The 15,204-nt window shown below is 71.4% G+C and carries 15 protein-coding genes; 5 read left to right on the plus strand and 10 right to left on the minus strand.

The window, feature by feature from the left end; translation table 11 throughout:
• Nucleotide 1: 1 nt before the first annotated feature.
• Nucleotides 2-847: a polysaccharide deacetylase family protein gene (locus ACIBLC_RS12765; RefSeq protein WP_399210881.1), complete on the minus strand. Its 846-nt coding sequence runs from the start codon at nucleotides 845-847 to the stop codon at nucleotides 2-4.
• Between the two features lie 180 nt (nucleotides 848-1,027).
• On the opposite strand from ACIBLC_RS12765, the gene ACIBLC_RS12770 reads away from it, so the two are divergent.
• Nucleotides 1,028-1,492: a universal stress protein gene (locus tag ACIBLC_RS12770; RefSeq protein ID WP_399210883.1), complete on the plus strand. Its 465-nt coding sequence runs from the start codon at nucleotides 1,028-1,030 to the stop codon at nucleotides 1,490-1,492.
• Nucleotides 1,493-1,528: 36 nt separating this feature from the next.
• Here the strand turns inward: ACIBLC_RS12770 and ACIBLC_RS12775 are convergent, their stop codons facing one another.
• Nucleotides 1,529-2,677, minus strand: a complete 1,149-nt coding sequence (locus ACIBLC_RS12775) for a CapA family protein (protein ID WP_399210884.1) — start codon at nucleotides 2,675-2,677, stop codon at nucleotides 1,529-1,531.
• Between the two features lie 281 nt (nucleotides 2,678-2,958).
• Between ACIBLC_RS12775 and ACIBLC_RS12780 the strand changes: the two genes are divergently transcribed.
• From ACIBLC_RS12780 to ACIBLC_RS12790, 3 genes are all read left to right on the plus strand, one after another.
• Entirely contained in the window at nucleotides 2,959-3,507 is a 549-nt protein-coding gene (locus tag ACIBLC_RS12780) for a sigma-70 family RNA polymerase sigma factor (protein WP_383689651.1), read from the plus strand.
• 134 nt (nucleotides 3,508-3,641) lie between these two features.
• Nucleotides 3,642-4,157 (plus strand): hypothetical protein, encoded by a 516-nt coding sequence (locus ACIBLC_RS12785; protein WP_399210887.1) that lies wholly within the window; start codon nucleotides 3,642-3,644, stop codon nucleotides 4,155-4,157.
• A gap of 190 nt (nucleotides 4,158-4,347) precedes the next feature.
• Nucleotides 4,348-5,007: a zf-HC2 domain-containing protein gene (locus ACIBLC_RS12790; RefSeq protein ID WP_399210888.1), complete on the plus strand. Its 660-nt coding sequence runs from the start codon at nucleotides 4,348-4,350 to the stop codon at nucleotides 5,005-5,007.
• 23 nt (nucleotides 5,008-5,030) lie between these two features.
• Here the strand turns inward: ACIBLC_RS12790 and ACIBLC_RS12795 are convergent, their stop codons facing one another.
• The 3 genes from ACIBLC_RS12795 to ACIBLC_RS12805 all read right to left on the minus strand — a co-directional run bounded on the left by ACIBLC_RS12795 (nucleotide 5,031) and on the right by ACIBLC_RS12805 (nucleotide 9,430).
• Nucleotides 5,031-5,891: an Fpg/Nei family DNA glycosylase gene (locus tag ACIBLC_RS12795; RefSeq protein ID WP_399210889.1), complete on the minus strand. Its 861-nt coding sequence runs from the start codon at nucleotides 5,889-5,891 to the stop codon at nucleotides 5,031-5,033.
• A gap of 47 nt (nucleotides 5,892-5,938) precedes the next feature.
• Complete coding sequence (locus ACIBLC_RS12800; RefSeq protein ID WP_399210890.1) at nucleotides 5,939-8,014, minus strand: SpoIIE family protein phosphatase; 2,076 nt, start codon at nucleotides 8,012-8,014, stop codon at nucleotides 5,939-5,941.
• An 84-nt stretch (nucleotides 8,015-8,098) separates the two neighbouring features.
• Entirely contained in the window at nucleotides 8,099-9,430 is a 1,332-nt protein-coding gene (locus ACIBLC_RS12805; protein ID WP_399210891.1) for a DUF6777 domain-containing protein, read from the minus strand.
• A gap of 119 nt (nucleotides 9,431-9,549) precedes the next feature.
• Here ACIBLC_RS12805 and ACIBLC_RS12810 point away from each other — a divergent pair, with 119 nt between their 5' ends.
• A complete protein-coding gene (locus ACIBLC_RS12810; RefSeq protein ID WP_399210892.1) occupies nucleotides 9,550-10,971 on the plus strand; it encodes a lipase maturation factor family protein in 1,422 nt (473 codons plus the stop codon).
• Here the strand turns inward: ACIBLC_RS12810 and ACIBLC_RS12815 are convergent.
• From ACIBLC_RS12815 to ACIBLC_RS12835, 5 genes are read right to left on the minus strand one after another with little or no spacing between them, the layout of a single operon-like run.
• Nucleotides 10,959-11,798 carry an amidohydrolase family protein gene (locus ACIBLC_RS12815; RefSeq protein WP_399210893.1) on the minus strand — a complete coding sequence of 280 codons (840 nt, stop codon included), beginning with the start codon at nucleotides 11,796-11,798 and terminating at the stop codon, nucleotides 10,959-10,961. The two genes, ACIBLC_RS12810 and ACIBLC_RS12815, sit on opposite strands and share 13 nt — an antisense overlap.
• Entirely contained in the window at nucleotides 11,795-12,109 is a 315-nt protein-coding gene (locus ACIBLC_RS12820; RefSeq protein ID WP_399210894.1) for an L-rhamnose mutarotase, read from the minus strand. Before ACIBLC_RS12820 ends, ACIBLC_RS12815 begins: the two co-directional genes overlap by 4 nt.
• A complete protein-coding gene (locus ACIBLC_RS12825) occupies nucleotides 12,106-13,095 on the minus strand; it encodes an aldo/keto reductase (protein ID WP_399210895.1) in 990 nt (329 codons plus the stop codon). The genes ACIBLC_RS12820 and ACIBLC_RS12825 overlap by 4 nt, the downstream gene beginning before the upstream one ends.
• Entirely contained in the window at nucleotides 13,092-13,847 is a 756-nt protein-coding gene (locus tag ACIBLC_RS12830; RefSeq protein WP_399210896.1) for an SDR family NAD(P)-dependent oxidoreductase, read from the minus strand. Before ACIBLC_RS12830 ends, ACIBLC_RS12825 begins: the two co-directional genes overlap by 4 nt.
• Nucleotides 13,844-15,199 carry an L-fuconate dehydratase gene (locus ACIBLC_RS12835; RefSeq protein WP_399210897.1) on the minus strand — a complete coding sequence of 452 codons (1,356 nt, stop codon included), beginning with the start codon at nucleotides 15,197-15,199 and terminating at the stop codon, nucleotides 13,844-13,846. The genes ACIBLC_RS12830 and ACIBLC_RS12835 overlap by 4 nt, the downstream gene beginning before the upstream one ends.
• Nucleotides 15,200-15,204: the final 5 nt, after the last annotated feature.

The following is a 15,204-nucleotide window of genomic DNA, read 5'->3' on the forward strand; positions in this document are numbered from 1 at the left end:
GCTATGAATAACGCCGTCGCGGCACGGTGAGGTGATAGCCGGAATCCAGCAGCCGCGGCAGATAGTCGCGCAGCGCCCGTACGCTCTGCGAGCGGTCGCCGCCGGCGTCGTGCGAGAGCACCACGGCACCCGGGGCCGCGCCGCCCTCGACCCGGCCGACGATGGTGCGGGTGCCGGGGGACGTCCAGTCGAGCGTGTCGACCGTCCAGGCCAGCGGCTCCATCCCCAGTTCGGCGCCGATCTGGAAGGCGGCCCGGTTCCAGGCCCCGTAGGGCGCGCGGAACCAGCTGGGCGGCTCACCGCAGGCGTCGTCGATGACCTTGCAGGTGCGCTCCATCTCCGTGTGGATCGCCGAGCGCGAGAGCTTGGTCAGCAGCGGATGGGACCAGGTGTGGTTGCCCACGACGTGTCCGTCGTCGGCCATCTCGCGCAGCAGGTCCTTGTTGTCGACGGCCATCTCCCCGCACACGAAGAACATCGCGCGCACGTCGTAGTCGCGCAGCGTGCTGAGGATGTCCGGGGTGTAGCGCGGATCGGGGCCGTCGTCGAAGGTCAGCACCATGCTGCGGCCGCGGCCGGACATGCGCAGGAACGGTTCGTGGCGGACGAGGGCCCGGGCGGGCCTGGCGCGCTGCGGGCCGTAGCCGGTCATGGGCTGGAGGCGGTAGGCGGAGGGCTTGAGGGCACGGCGTGCCTGCGGGCCCGACGCGGGCGGGGCACTGCCCACCGGCGGTGTGGCCGGTTCGGCGGTGAGGAGGTGAGCCGTGCCCGCCGCACCGGCCGCTCCCAGGACGGCGGCGCCGGCGATCAAGGCCCGGCGTCGGACAATCAGCTGATCCTTTTTCATGACTCATCAGTCACCCAGTCGATGGGCGGCGCGGCTCAGCAACACCGGTGCGGGCCCACGAAAGCACCCGCCTGGACCATTTCTGAGGCGGCTCACCAATGGCCCCACGCATTTCGGGTCATCCGGACCGGGTGTGCCCGTGTGGCTGCCGGACCTGGGGGTTCCGATAACCTCGCAGCCGTGACGGAACAGCAGCACTCGCAGGGGTTCGAGCGAGGCACGGACGGCCCCAAGGTCATCGTCGTCGGAGTGGACGGCTCCGACTCCTCACTGCGCGCGGCGGCGTACGCGGGAGGCCTGGCCCGCCGGCAGCACGCGCTGCTCGCCGTCGTCTATGTCCAGCCCGTGATGGCGGCGGGCGCGGCGCTCGGGGTGCCCATCGCCGATACGACGGACGAGATCGCCGAGGATCTCGTCACCCAGATCCGCGACTCCGCGGAGCGGGTCAAGGGGATATTCGATGTGCGCTGGGAGTTCCACACCTTCCGCGGCGACCCGTACAACGGCCTGGTGACCGCGGCGGACAAGCTGAAGGCGGACGCCGTGGTGGTCGGTGCCTCCGAGCAGGCCGGGCACCGGATCGTGGGGTCCGTGGCGATCCGGCTGGTGAAGGCGGGGCGCTGGCCGGTCACCGTCGTTCCGTAACCGCACGCCTGGCACCGAACACCCCGGGGGACCCCGCTACTGTCCCATCACCAGGCCGTCCTTGGCCGCGCCGCGGCTGAGGACGACGGACCTGATGCGGTCGCGGACACCGCCGACGTCGGCCCCCTGCGCGAGGGCGGCGTTGAGGTCGACGACGCGGCCGGCGTCGAGGTCGTAGGCCTGCGGGATGAACTCGGCCTTCGTCACCTCCCACCGGCCGCCCGGGTGTGCGGGCGGGGCGAAGGTGAAGCGGCCGATGGTGCTCTCGTTGCCCCGGGGGTCCGTGACGCCCTGGTGATTGGTCATCTCGCCGGCGATCTGGTCGCCCATCCCGTAGACGACCCAGGTGCCGTTGACCTTCTCGTAGGCCTGCGGGACATGGGCGTGCGTGCCGAGGAGGAGGTCGATGTCGGGGCGCCCGTTCGTGCGGGAGGCGGTGAGCTGTTCGCTCAGGGCCAGTTGCCGCTCGTCCGGCTCGTCCTGCCACTCGGTGCCCCAGTGCAGGGATACGACGACCACCTCGGCGCCCGCCTTCCGGGCGGCCCGGGCGTCCGCGACGATCCTGTCGGGGTCGATGAGGTTGACGGCCCAGGGCCGCCCCTGCGGAAGCGGAAGGCCGTTCGTGTCGTAGGTGTAGGCGAGTTGCGCGACCGTCGCGCCGCCCGCCCGCATCACGGTGGCACCGCTCTCGGCCTCCGTACGCGCCGAGCCGGCGTGCCGCACACCCGCGCGGTCCAGCGCGTCCAGGGTGCGCCGGATGCCCTCGGCTCCGTCGTCCAGGGTGTGGTTGGAGGCGGTGGAGCAGGCGTCGTAGCCGGTCGCGGCGAGCCCCTCGGCCACCTGGGGCGGGGACTTGAAGGTCGGGTAGCCCGTGTAGTCGCCGTCCCCGCCGTACACCGTCTCCATATGACAGATCGCCAGCCCCGCGCCGGACACGACGGGTCGGACCCCGGCGAACATCGGGCGGAAGTCGTATCCGTCGCCGCCCGCGTCCGCCTGTGCCCGCTCGATGACGGAGGTGTGCGGCAGTACGTCACCGGAGGCGACGAGAGTGAACTCGCGGGGGTCGGCGGGAGCCGCGGGCAGCCCGGTCCGCCCGGCCGGCGGGTCCCCGGCGGCCTGACAGCCAGTGACGACGGTCAGGGCCGCGATGGCCAAGACGGTCCGGCGCGTACGTGTCCTCATACCCAGCCCCGATGCAGTCACATTTAAATACGAACCGATGTGAATCCACCTACGCGTACGGCTCGGAGTCAAGGAGCGACGCACGCTTTTCGCCCGTCCGGCGGCTTGCGGACGGACACGCCGGAACGAATGGCCGTCCGGAAAGCGGAGTGCCGGCTACCGAGGGCGACGCTCACCCGATGGACCGTTCGTCGCGCCGTTCACCGACGGCATCGACCGCCCACCGCACAACCGTGTGCCGGCCCTGTCCTCACGGAGCGGCACCGGCTGGCATACACGCCATGACGGCCGGAACCACCACCATCGCCCGCGGAACGACCGCCGAGCACGAGCTGGCCGCGCTTCAGCGCGAGCACGGCCGCCCTCTCTTCGCGCTGCTCCTGCGGCTCTCCGACGGCGACCGCCAGCGCGCCGAGGATCTGGTGCAGGAGACCTTCGTACGGGCCTGGCAGCACCCCGAGGCGCTGCGTGCCGACGACTTCGACTCCGTACGTCCCTGGCTGCTCACCGTCGCGAGGCGGCTGGCGATAGACGCCCGGCGGGCCCGTCAGGCGCGGCCGGCCGAGGTGGGGGACGCGGTGCTGGAGAGTGCTCGCGTGTGTGCCGACCACGCCGAAAGGTCGGCGGCGACGCTCGATGTGCGTGAGGCTGTGAAGACACTCACTCCGGAGCACCGTGAAGTCCTGGTGCTCGTGTACTTCCAGGGGGCGAGTGTGGCGGAGGCCGCCGCGGCGCTCGGGATTCCGCCCGGTACGGTGAAGTCCCGCGCGTACTACGCGCTCCGCGCCCTGCGCCGGGTACTTCCGGGATACGCGGCCGACCTGCGCTGAAACCGAAGGTCGGGTCAAGCCTCCGTAAAGCGCCTGCCAAGGACCATGGTTGAGCAATCTGCTGTCCTCATCCGTGTTCCGGACTGGGGCCCGGGGTCGGGCGACGCGCACGCACCGGAGGAAGGCAGGAAGGGATGCTGCACAGAGGTCAAGAAAGCACGGAAGGCACCGGCGGCGGTGAACTCACCGTTCCCATGGCGTGGTTGTACGCCGAGTACATCGCCGACGAACTGCTGCGGACCGGCGACCTGATGCCGCCCACTTCCTTCGAGTTCCGCGCGGGGCGGGATGCCCTGGCGCTGACCATCTTCCTGTCCGACGTCGGCGGTGAGCTCTCCGGCATCAGGGTCATCACCCAACTGGAGACCTGGCTTTCGCTGACGGCGTACGACCAGCCGTGGCAGGACTGGGTGCGCGAGCACATGGCGCGGCTCGTGGCCGAGGCCGTCGACTCGGGCGCCCCCGACCCGGACCTGGAACTGGCCTCGGAGGCCTGGCGCTGGCTGGAGGAGACCGAGTTGCTCGCCCCTGACCTGGACGCCGTGCCCGGTGGCGGACCGGTGCCGGGAGAGGACGACGGGCCGAAGGTGTGGACGCCCGCCTGGCGGCTGGGACTACCGCTCGGGCATCTGGCGATCCATCTGTTCTGACCGTTCTCTCCGCTCTCCAAACTTTTTCGGGCTCGCACCAATCCGCGGGCCCACCCGCTCCGAACGTCCTGGTCGCTATTCCGAACGGGTCTTGAGTGATTCGGCGGTCTGGTGCGTACCGGTGGGCAGCAGTAACAGCACCCCCACCCCGCATCATCACCACCATCGCCACGAGGATTCGGTATTCGGTATGAGGTCCCTGGAACGGCATCGCGACGTCGGCGCATACGCGCTCGGTGTGCTGAATGAGGCGGACGCCTTCCGCTTCGAGGATCACCTCATGGAGTGTCCTCAGTGCGCCACCCATGTGAGTGAGTTCCGGCCCGCGGCACGGCAGATGATGCTGTACCGCCGGGCCACCCCGCGCTCTGTGCACCCCTTCGCCGCCCCCGGGCCCCGGCTGCTCGACCGGCTGCTGGGCGAGGTGGCGAACCGGCACCGGGCCGGGCGCCGACGGTGGCTGTACGCCGTGGCCGCCTGCGTGGTGATCGCGGCGGGCGGGCCGGCGGTCGCGATCCTGACGGCGGACGGCGCGCCGACCACGCAGGTCGCCGCGACGGACGCGGAGACCGGTGTGTGGGCGCAGGTCACCTCCGAGGACCGGGTCTGGGGCAGCGAGGTCGATGTGCGGGTCAAGGACGCGGGAGGACCGCGCGCCTGTCAGCTCATCGCCGTCGGCAAGGACGGTTCCGAGCAGACGGTGACCAGTTGGATGGCCCGGGAGGACAGCGGCGAGGCCACCAGCATGCAGGGCGGCGCCGCGTTGCGGCCCACGGAGATCAGCCGGTTCGAGGTGCGCACGACGGCCGGCGAACACCTGGTGACGCTCAAGCCCGGCACCGGCAGCTGACGTCAGGTGCCGTCGGCGCGGGGCTACTTGAGGAACTTCGACATCCGGCGGTCCGCGAGCGGCTTCCCACCCGTCTGGCAGGTCGGGCAGTACTGGAGCGAGGAATCGCTGAAGGACACCTCGCGGATGGTGTCGCCGCACACCGGGCAGGGCTCCCCCGCCCGGCCGTGCACCCGCAGACCGCTCTTCTTCTCCTTCTTCAGCCGTCCGGCGGCCAGCCCGTGGGAGCGCTCCACGGCCTCGGTGAGCGTGGAGCGCAGCGCCTCGTACAGTCGCCGCGTCTCTTCCGGGCTCAGCGTCGAGGCGAGCTTGAAGGGCGACATCCTGGCGGCGTGCAGGATCTCGTCGCTGTACGCGTTCCCCACGCCCGCGATCAGGCTCTGGTCGCGCAGCGCGCCCTTCAGCTGACGCCGCTCGCCGGCCAGCAGGCCGGCGAACCGCACCTCGTCGAAGTCGTCGGCGAGCGGGTCGGGGCCCAGGCGCGCGACGCCGGGGATCGTCGCCGGATCCCGTGTGATGTACACGGCGAGCTTCTTCTGGGTGCCGGCCTCGGTGAGGTCGAAGCCCTCGCCGGTCTCCAGGGCGACGCGCAGCGCGAGAGGGCCCTTGCCGGGGCGGGGCGGACCGTCGGGCAGGGTGTCCTTCCAGTGCAGCCAGCCGGCGCGGGCCAGGTGGGTCACGAAGTGCAGCCCGTCCGCCTCGATGTCGAGGAACTTGCCGTGCCGGTGCACGGCGGTGACCTCGCGGCCCTCGAAGGCGCTGACGGGAGGGTCGTACGTCTTCAGGACGCTGATGGCGACGGGCAGCACGCGCACGACCTCGCGGCCGACGAGGTGGTCGGCCAGGAAGTCCTTCAGCGCTTCGACCTCGGGCAGTTCCGGCATACGTCCAGAGTGCCACCGAGCGCCGACATCACGATGTGGACCGGAGGTCAGTCGCGTTCCGGAACGATGAACTCGCACCACACGCACTTGCCGCCGCCGCGGGCCTCCACGCCCCAGACGTCGGTGAGCCGGTCGACGAGGAGGAGGCCGCGGCCCGACACGCCGGACTCACCGGCCTCGCGGCGGCGCGGCAGGGCGCTGGAGGAGTCCTCGACCTCGACGCGCAACCGTCGGTCGGTGCCCGTCAGGGCGCGCAGGGTGACGATCGCGGAGCCCTCGGTGTGCATCAGGGCGTTGGTGATCAGCTCGTCGGCGACCAGCTCGATCTCGTCGGCGCGCTCCGCCGCGTCCCAGGTGACGACAGCCGCGCGGATCATGTGCCGGGCCCCGACGAGCGCCTCCGGGTCACCTGCCGCGACATGCTGCTGGAGGCGTCCGCCGGACTGCTGGGCGGTGAGGGTGCGTCGGCGCAGGAGCAGCAGGGCGACGTCGTCGTCGCCGCCGCGGTCCTCGGCCACGTCGATGAGCCGGTCCGCGAGGTCGTGGACGTCGTCCGGGCCCGAGCGGATGAGCGCCTCCAGGGTGCGCATGCCTTCGTCGAGGTCGATGCCCGGCTGCTCGACCAGGCCGTCGGTGTAGAGCAGCAGGGCGTGCCCGGGGTCCAGCTCGAAGGTGCTCACGGGGTATTCGAGGCAGCCGAACTCGGCGGACAGACCGAGCGGCAGGCCCCCTGCCACCGGCAGTCGGCGGCAGCCGCCGTCGGATTCCCGGACAAGCGGGTCGATGTGGCCGGCCCGCACGAGCTGCACCACGCCGGTGGACAGGTCGGCCTCGGCGTAGAGGCAGGTGGCGAAGCGCTGGGTGTCGAGTTCCTTCAGGAAGACCGAGGCGCGGGCCATCACGGTGGCCGGGGTGTGTCCCTCGGCGGCGTAGGCGCGCAGCACGATGCGCAGCTGGCCCATGACGGCGGCGGCGTGCGTGTCGTGGCCCTGGACGTCGCCGATGACCGCGCCGACGCGGCCGCCGGGCAGCGGGATCACGTCGTACCAGTCACCCCCGATGTCCCTGCCGAGGGAGGCGGAGCGGTAGCGGACGGCGATGTCGGCGCCGGGCACGTCGGGGATGGAGCGCGGCAGCATGGCCTGCTGGAGGCCCTGGGCGAGATCCTTGTCCTGTTCGTAGAACATGGCCCGCTGAAGGCTCTGCGCGATGCTGCTGCCGAGCGCAAGGAGGACGTTGCGGTCCTCCTCCGAGAAGCCGTGCCGGTCGTTGTAGAGCAGGCCGATCGCGCCGATGGGCCTGGCCTGCACGATGAGCGGCAGATACGCGGCCGAGGTGATCTTCAGGTCGGTGATGTGCGGCCACAGCAGGGGGTACGACTCGGCGAACTCCTCCGGTGACTCGATGAAGTGCGGCAGGAGGCTCCGTACGACCTCGTTCATCGGGTACCGCGCGTCGATGCGGGTGATCCGGGTGCCCGGCACGTAGCTGTCCCTGGGGCCCGCGGCGACCATGTTGATGCGGCCGGCCTCCACGAGGCCGATGACCAGGCTGGTGGCCCCGAGGTGGGTGATGCCCTGGGTGTCCTCCAGGACGTCGATGACGTCCTGGACGGTGCGGGCGTGGGCGAGGGCCGCCGTGGTGATCTGCACGACGCTCGTCTGCTGGCGGCGGGCCTCGTCCTGGGCGGCCTGCTCCCGGCGCGCCGCGCGCTCTCCGAGCTCCTGGGTCGCGTCACGGACGATGCCGATGATCCGGCGGGGCCGGCCGGTCTCGTCACGGCGGATGTAGCCCTGGGTGTGGGTCCAGCGCAGGGAGCCGTCTCGGCAGCGGATGCGGAAGTAGGCGCCGTAGTTCTCGCTGCCGTCCTTGAGCGCCTGGGAGACCAGGGTGTCCAGGCGGATGCCCTCGACCGGAGGTACGCGCACGGAGAGGCTCTCCGAGTGCCCGTCGTACTCCCCGGGCAGCAGGTCGAAGACCTCGTGGGCCTGGGCGTCCATCTGGAACAATCCGGCGTCCAGGTCCCAGTCGAAGCTGCCCATGCGGTTGAGCGCCAGGATCGGATCCGGGTGGGCGGGCCAGTCGTCCGGGAGTGACAGGGCGCTCGCTCCCCGATCAACCATGTGCCCACTTTGTCAGGATTTTCCGGATTATTCGACTTTGGCTTCCGGGGAGCCCGGTGCCTGGCTCCCGGGGCGGGCGGACGCTCAACCGCCGGACATGTCGGTCGCCGCGTCGAAGACGCTGTCCGAGGTGGTCGGGTCGTCGGGAATCAGCCCGCCGCCGTCGGGGATGTCGGGGCTCTCCGGCACCGTGTCGGGGCCGACCTCCTCGTTCGACGTCGTCGAGTCCGGCGGGGACGAGAGCTCCTCGGGCGTGGAGGGCTCCTCCGGCATGGAGAAGCCGTCGGAGGTCGACAGGTCCTCGGGGGTGGACCGGTCGGGCGTGGTCGTGTCCGGCCCGGAATCCGTCTCCGTCCCCGTCTCGGGAGCGGTGCTCTCGTCCGTGGGGGGCAGTGTGCTTCCCGGATCCGTCGCGGGCGGGGCGGTGACGGTGGCTGTGGCGCAGTCCGCAGGCCCCTCAGGGGCGCGGTCGGCGGGATCCCCCGGGGCACTCCCGGTCTCCCCAGGCGCCACCGTCACGATGGGTGTCACACAGTCGGACGCCGACTCGTCCGGCCGGGTGTCCTCCTCCCTCGGGCGGCCGCCCGGAGACGAGTCCTCGGGTTCCGGAGACCGCGTCCAGTCCCGCGGCGGCCGTACGGCGTGGTCGTGGTGGCCGTCGTCGCCGATCCGCCGCTCGATCCAGGTGTTGTCGACGATGTTGATGATCGTGATGTTGGTGATCACCGTCGGCGCCGGGGTCACGACGACTGCCTCGGCGGTCCGGTATCCGGACCAGGCCTGTCCGTGGGTGTCCGTGGTCCGCCCGGACTCGACGGGCGGCTTCAGCGGGTTGCCGCAGCCGCAGCGGACGCGGGGCACGCCCCGGTTGTCGACGAGCACGGCGGTACCCGCCTGGAGGACCGACTGACGGCCGGCCGCCCGCCCGTCGCTGAACCCGTGGTTGGTGACCCGCGTGTCCGCCCGCAGCTCGACCGAGGTCAGCCCTCGCAGATAACCCGGGACCGAGGCCCGGGAGACGCCGGCGGTCCGCGCGAAGGCCTGGGCCCTGGTCCGGTCGGCGGTGAGAAGTCCGATCTGCTTCTCCACGTCGCAGCTCCCGACGGCGTGGACGCCGCTGTAGAGGCCCGGCGTGGAGCCCGAGAGGGAGCGCGCGCTCCGCCAGGCGGGGGCGCTGCCGGTCGGGGCGGAGGCATTGCCGGTCGGGGCCGGTTGCGGCATTCGGGTGACGGGAGGTGGGGTCGCGGTGGGGTCCGTGAAGGGATCGGTGCCCCGAGCCGCGACCGGCTCGAGGAACAGCTCACCGCCGGCTCCGTCGGACGTCCGGTCCCGGCCGCCGTCGCCGCCGCACCCGCCGACGAGGAACGCCGCCGAGAGCGCGCAGGCTGTGGCGAGGGTTCTGGAGGGTTTGCGCACCACGTTCTCCCGTCCGTTCCGGGCAGTTCGTCACCCATTGTCTGCGTCACCCACTTGGGTGTCGCAAGCGGAGCCGGTCACCCAGCGTCACAATGGGGACGGAGAGGAGGGCACCCATCGTGGAGTGGTTCGTCGCACCCGAGTACTGGCTCAGCCGGCTCGTCCTCCAACGGGCGCTCGGCGTGGTGTACCTCGTCGCGTTCCTGGGCGCGGCGCTCCAGTTCCGCGCGCTGATCGGGGAGCACGGGATGCTGCCGGTCCCCCGCTTCGTGGCGCGGACGCCGTTCCGGCACGCGCCGAGTGTGTTCCAGCTCCACTACTCGGACCGCTTCTTCGGGGTCTGGTGCTGGAGCGGCTGCGCGGTGTCGGTGGCGCTGATCGCGGGTCTGGACTCCCATCTGCCGCTCTGGGGCGCCATGTTGCTGTGGCTCGTGCCGTGGCTGCTCTATCTGTCCGTCGTCAACGTGGGCCAGACCTGGTACGCGTTCGGCTGGGAGTCGCTGCTCCTGGAAGTGGGCTTCCTCGCCGTCTTCCTGGGCAACGACGAGGTGGCTCCGCCGGTCGTCGTCCTCTTCCTGCTGCGCTGGGTGCTGTTCCGCGTCGAGTTCGGCGCCGGGCTGATCAAACTGCGGGGCGATCCCTGCTGGCGGAACCTGACCTGTCTCGCCTACCACCATGAGACCCAGCCGATGCCGGGTCCGCTGAGCTGGTTCTTCCACCACCTCCCGGGCCCGCTCCACCGGGTCGAGGTGGCCGCCAACCACTTCACCCAACTGGTCGTCCCTGTTCTGCTGTTCACACCGCAGCCGATCGCCACCGCCGCCGCCTCGCTGATGATCCTCACCCAGCTGTGGCTGATCCTGTCCGGCAACTTCTCCTGGCTGAACTGGATCACGATCGTGCTGGCCCTGTCGGCGGTCGAACTCCCCACCGACGCACCGGACATGACCGGCGCACCCGGCTGGTACGAGGTCGTGGTCCTCGCGGTGGCCACAGCCCTGCTGGCGCTCGGCTACCACCCGGTCCGCAATCTGTTGTCCCGGCGCCAGGTCATGAACCGCTCCTTCGACCCGCTCCATCTGGTCAACGCCTACGGCGCGTTCGGCAGCATCGGCCGCGTGCGTCACGAGGTGGTCATCGAGGGAACGTCGGACGAGCAGCCGCGTGCGGACTCCGGCTGGCGGGAGTACGAGTTCAAGGGCAAGCCGGGCGATCCGCGACACTGGCCGCGCCAGTTCGCGCCGTACCATCTGCGGCTCGACTGGATGATGTGGTTCGCGGCGCTCTCACCCGCGTACGCCGACACCTGGTTCGCGGGTCTCGTCGAGCGGCTCCTGGAGAACGACCGCGACACGCTACGGCTGCTGCGCCACTGCCCGTTCCCGGCCGACGCCCCGCCCCGCTATGTCCGCGCCCGCCTCTACCGGTACCGCTACACGACCTGGCGCGAGCTGCGGGAGACGGGCGCGTGCTGGCAGCGGACGTACGCAAGTGAGTTCCTGCCGCCGACTCGGCTCGACTCGGGGGTTCAGAGGCGGTAGACGCGGGTGGCCGTACCCGCGAAGACCTGCTCGCGCTCGCCCGCGCCCAGGCCGGCGGTCAACTCCCCGGCTGTCTTGGTGACTTGGCCGTACGTTGCGGCCAGCGTGCACACCGGCCAGTCGGTGCCGAACATCAGGCGGCCGGGCCCGAAGGCGTCCAGGACCGTGTCCGCGTACGGGCGCAGGTCGTCGGACGTCCATTTCGCGGGGTCCGCCTCCGTCACCATGCCCGAGAGCTTGCACACCGTGTTGGGCCGGGCGGCGAGTGCCCGGACGTCGGACGCCCAGGGTTCGAGGTCGCCGGCGGCGATGCGCGGTTTTCCCAGATGGTCGAGCACGAAGGTGAGTTCGGGCAGCGCCGCCGCCACCTCGACGCAGGAGGGCAGCTGGTGGGGCTGGACGATCAGGTCATAGACGAGCCCCGCGTCGGCGACGGCGCCGAGTCCCCGCCGTACGTCCGGACGCAGCAGCCATTCGGGGTCGGGCTCGCCCTGGACCTGATGACGGATGCCCTTCAGGTAGCGGCCGCCCGGCAGCTCCCGCAGCCGCGCGAGCTCGTCGGCGACATCCGGCGCGGTCAGGTCGGTCCAACCCACCACTCCCCCGATCAGTTCGGTCTCCGCCGCCAGGGCGAGGAATTCGGGGGTCTCGGCCGCCACGGTGATCGTCTGCACGAGGACCGTGCGGTCGACTCCGGCGGCCCGTGCTTCCGGTGCGAGGTCCGCGAGAGTGAAGTTCCGCCGCAGGGGCTGGAGTTCGGCCCCTGCGATCCAGTCCTGGTCCCGGACCGAGAGGTCCCAGACGTGGTGGTGGGCGTCGACGGTCACGGCAGCTCCCATACGACGGGCAGGCCCGCCTCCGCACCCGCGCCGGAGTAGTCGTGCACGACGTCGAGGAGTTGCGCCATCCTGGCCTGCCAGGCGATGTTGACGGGCAGTTTCTCCAGTTCGGCGAGCATCCGGCCGTAGTCCTCGCACTCCAGCAGGTGGAAGAGGTCGGTGCCGCTGCGCCAGATCGTCCAGGAACTGGCTCCCGCCGCACGGATCGCGGCGACAAGTTCGGCGGGGACCTTTCGGTGGGCGGCCTCGTACTCGGCGACGCGGTCCGCGCGGACCCTGGTGTGCAGCACGACTCTCATGACGGCTCCTGTACGGGTACGGGGGCATCGGAGGGCAGCAGGTGCTCGGCCCGCAGTTCCTGCCAGAAGGCCGCGGGTACCGGCGTCGCGAACTGCTCGACGCAGTCACGGACTTCGTGCGATGAGCGGGCGCCCACCAGAACACTCGCCACCGCCGGATGGGCGGCGGGGAAGGCCAGGGCGGCGGCCCGCAGGGTCGTGCCGTGCCGTTCGGCGATCGCCCGCAGACGCAGGGCGCGCTTCAGCAACCCGGGCGGCGCGGTGGCGTAGTCGTACGTCGCTCCCGGCTTCGGGTCGGCGAGCAGGCCGGAGTTGAAGGCGCCGCCGATGACGACCGACCTGCCGCGTTCACGCGCCGCGGGCAGCAGGTCGGTGAGGGCGCGGTGGTCGAGCAGGGTGTACCTGCCGGCGCACAGGACCACGTCGACGTCCGTGTCGCGCAGGAAGCGGGTCAGCATCTCGGTCTGGTTCATGCCCGCGCCGATCGCGCCCACCACGCCTTCGGCGCGCAGCTTCTCCAGGGCCGGGTAGCCCTCGCGGAAGGCCTGCTCGGCGTGGTCGTCCGGGTCGTGGAGGTAGACGGTGTCCACGCGGTCGAGGCCGAGGCGTTCGAGGCTGGCGTCCAGGCTCCGGCGTATGCCGTCCGCGCTGAAGTCCCAGACGCGGCGGTGCGTGGCGGGCACCGCGAATCCGTCGTCCAGGTCGTCACCGGCCGCCGGGTCCGCAGGCTCCAGACGGCGGCCCGCCTTGGTGGACACGGAGTACTCGGCGCGCGGCCGGTCCCGGAGGGCCGCGCCGAGGCGTCGCTCGGAGAGCCCGATGCCGTAGTGCGGGGCCGTGTCGAAGTAGCGGATGCCGCCCGCCCAGGCGGCGTCCACGGCCTCCCGCGCCTGCTCGTCGCTCACCGCGGTGAACAGGTTGCCGATGCCCGCGGCGCCGAAGGACAGTGCGCTGACCTCGACGCCGCTCCTCCCGAGCGCGTTCACTGTCCCGCCGGACGCAGCCGCAGCCCCTGCATGCCGCCGTCGACGGCGAGCGCGGTGCCGGTGGTGGCGCCGGACAGCGGACTGGCCAAATAGGCGATGGCGCCCGCCACTTCGGCCGCCGAGACGAGACGGCCGGAGGGCTGGCGGGCCTCCAGTGCGGCCCGCTCGGCGACCGGGTCGGGGGCCGCGTCGAGGAGGCGGCCGACCCAAGGGGTGTCCGCGGTACCGGGGTTGACGCAGTTGACCCGGATGCCCTCGCGGACGTGGTCGGCGGCCATCGCGAGGGTGAGGGACAGCACGGCGCCCTTGGAGGCGGCGTACAGGGCGCGTTGCGGAAGTCCGGCGGTGGCGGCGATGGAGCAGGTGTTCACGATCGCCGCGTGCGCGGAGGCGCGCAGGTGGGGCAGGGCCGCGCGCGCCGTACGGACCATGCCGACGACGTTGACGTCCAGGACCCGGTGCCACTGCTCGTCGTCGTTGTCCTCGACGGTGCCGGCCGCGCCGATGCCCGCGTTGTTGATCAGCACGTCGAGTCCGCCGAGTTCGGCGACGGCGGCGGCCACGGCCTCGGTGACGGAGGTGTCGTCGGAGACGTCGGCGCGGTAGCCGAGGAGCGGCTTCCGCACGGACGACGGGTCCAGGTCGAGTACGGCGACCTGGGCGCCGCGGGCGGCGAGAAGCTCGGCGGTGGCCCGGCCGATACCTGCGGCGCCGCCGGTGACCAGTGCCTTGAGGCCCTCGAAGTCGGTCATGCCGCTGCTCCCTTCGGGTCGGTGAGTCGCTGCTCGGCGAGGTCGGCGGCCCAGAAGGTGCCGTCGGGGAAGGTGAACTCCGCGATGGACTCGGGCCGCATGGCGGCCGAGAAGCCGGGTGCGGTGGGTGCCGTGTAGTGACCCTCGCGGATCACCACGGGGTCGAGGAAGTGGTCGTGCAGATGGTCGACGTACTCGATGACGCGGTCCTCGGTGGTGCCGGAGAGCGCGACGAAGTCGAACATCGAGAGGTGCTGGACGAGTTCGCACAGGCCGACCCCGCCGGCGTGCGGGCAGACCGGTACGCCGAACTTGGCGGCGAGCAGCAGGATGGCCAGGTTCTCATTGACACCGCCGACGCGGGCCGCGTCGATCTGGAGAACGTCGATGGCGCCGGCCTGGAGGAGTTGCTTGAAGATGATGCGGTTCTGGACGTGCTCGCCGGTGGCGACCTTGACCGGGGCGACGGCCCTGCGGATGGCGGCGTGGCCGAGGATGTCGTCGGGGCTGGTGGGCTCCTCGATCCAGTAGGGGTCGAACTCGGTGAGGGCCTTGGTCCAGGCGATGGCCTCGTCGACGTTCCAGCGCTGGTTGGCGTCGACCGCGACGCGGATGTCCGGGCCGACGACGGCACGGGCGACTCTGCATCGGCGTACGTCGTCCGCCAGGTCCGCGCCGACCTTCAGCTTGATCTGGGTGAAGCCGTCGGCGACGGCCTGGGCTGCCAGACGGGTGAGCTTCTCGTCGCTGTAGCCGAGCCAGCCGGGCGAGGTGGTGTAGGCGGGGAAGCCGCGCTCGACGAGCCGGGCCCGGCGCTCCTCGGCACCCTCTTTGCCTCGCCGCAGGAAGTCGAGCGCCTCCTCGGGCGTCAGCGCGTCGGTGATGTAGCGGAAGTCGATCTGCCGCACCAGCCACTCCGGTTCGGCGTCGGCGAGCAGTTGCCACAGCGGTTTGTCCGCGCGTTTGGCCACCAGGTCCCACACGGCGTTGACCACGGCGCCGATCGCCATGTGCATCACGCCCTTCTCGGGGCCGAGCCAGCGCAGTTGGCTGTCTCCGATCAGGTCTCGGCCCAGGGAGCCCGGGTCGGCGCACAGTTCGTCGACGGACCGTCCGACCACATGCCCGCGCAGCGCGTCGATCGCGGCGACCTGGACCTCGTTGCCCCGCCCGATGGTGAAGGTGAAACCGTGCCCCTCGATGCCGTCGGCCGCGTCCGTGCGCAGGACGACGTACGCCGCCGAGTAGTCGGGGTCCGGGTTCATCGCGTCGGAGCCGTCGAGCTCGCGCGAGGTGGGGAAACGTATGTCGTAGGTGTCGACCGCGGTGACGCGGGCGGGGGTCGGGGACACGGAAG

This window comes from Streptomyces sp. NPDC050535, assembly GCF_044457665.1.
GTDB lineage: Bacteria > Actinomycetota > Actinomycetes > Streptomycetales > Streptomycetaceae > Streptomyces.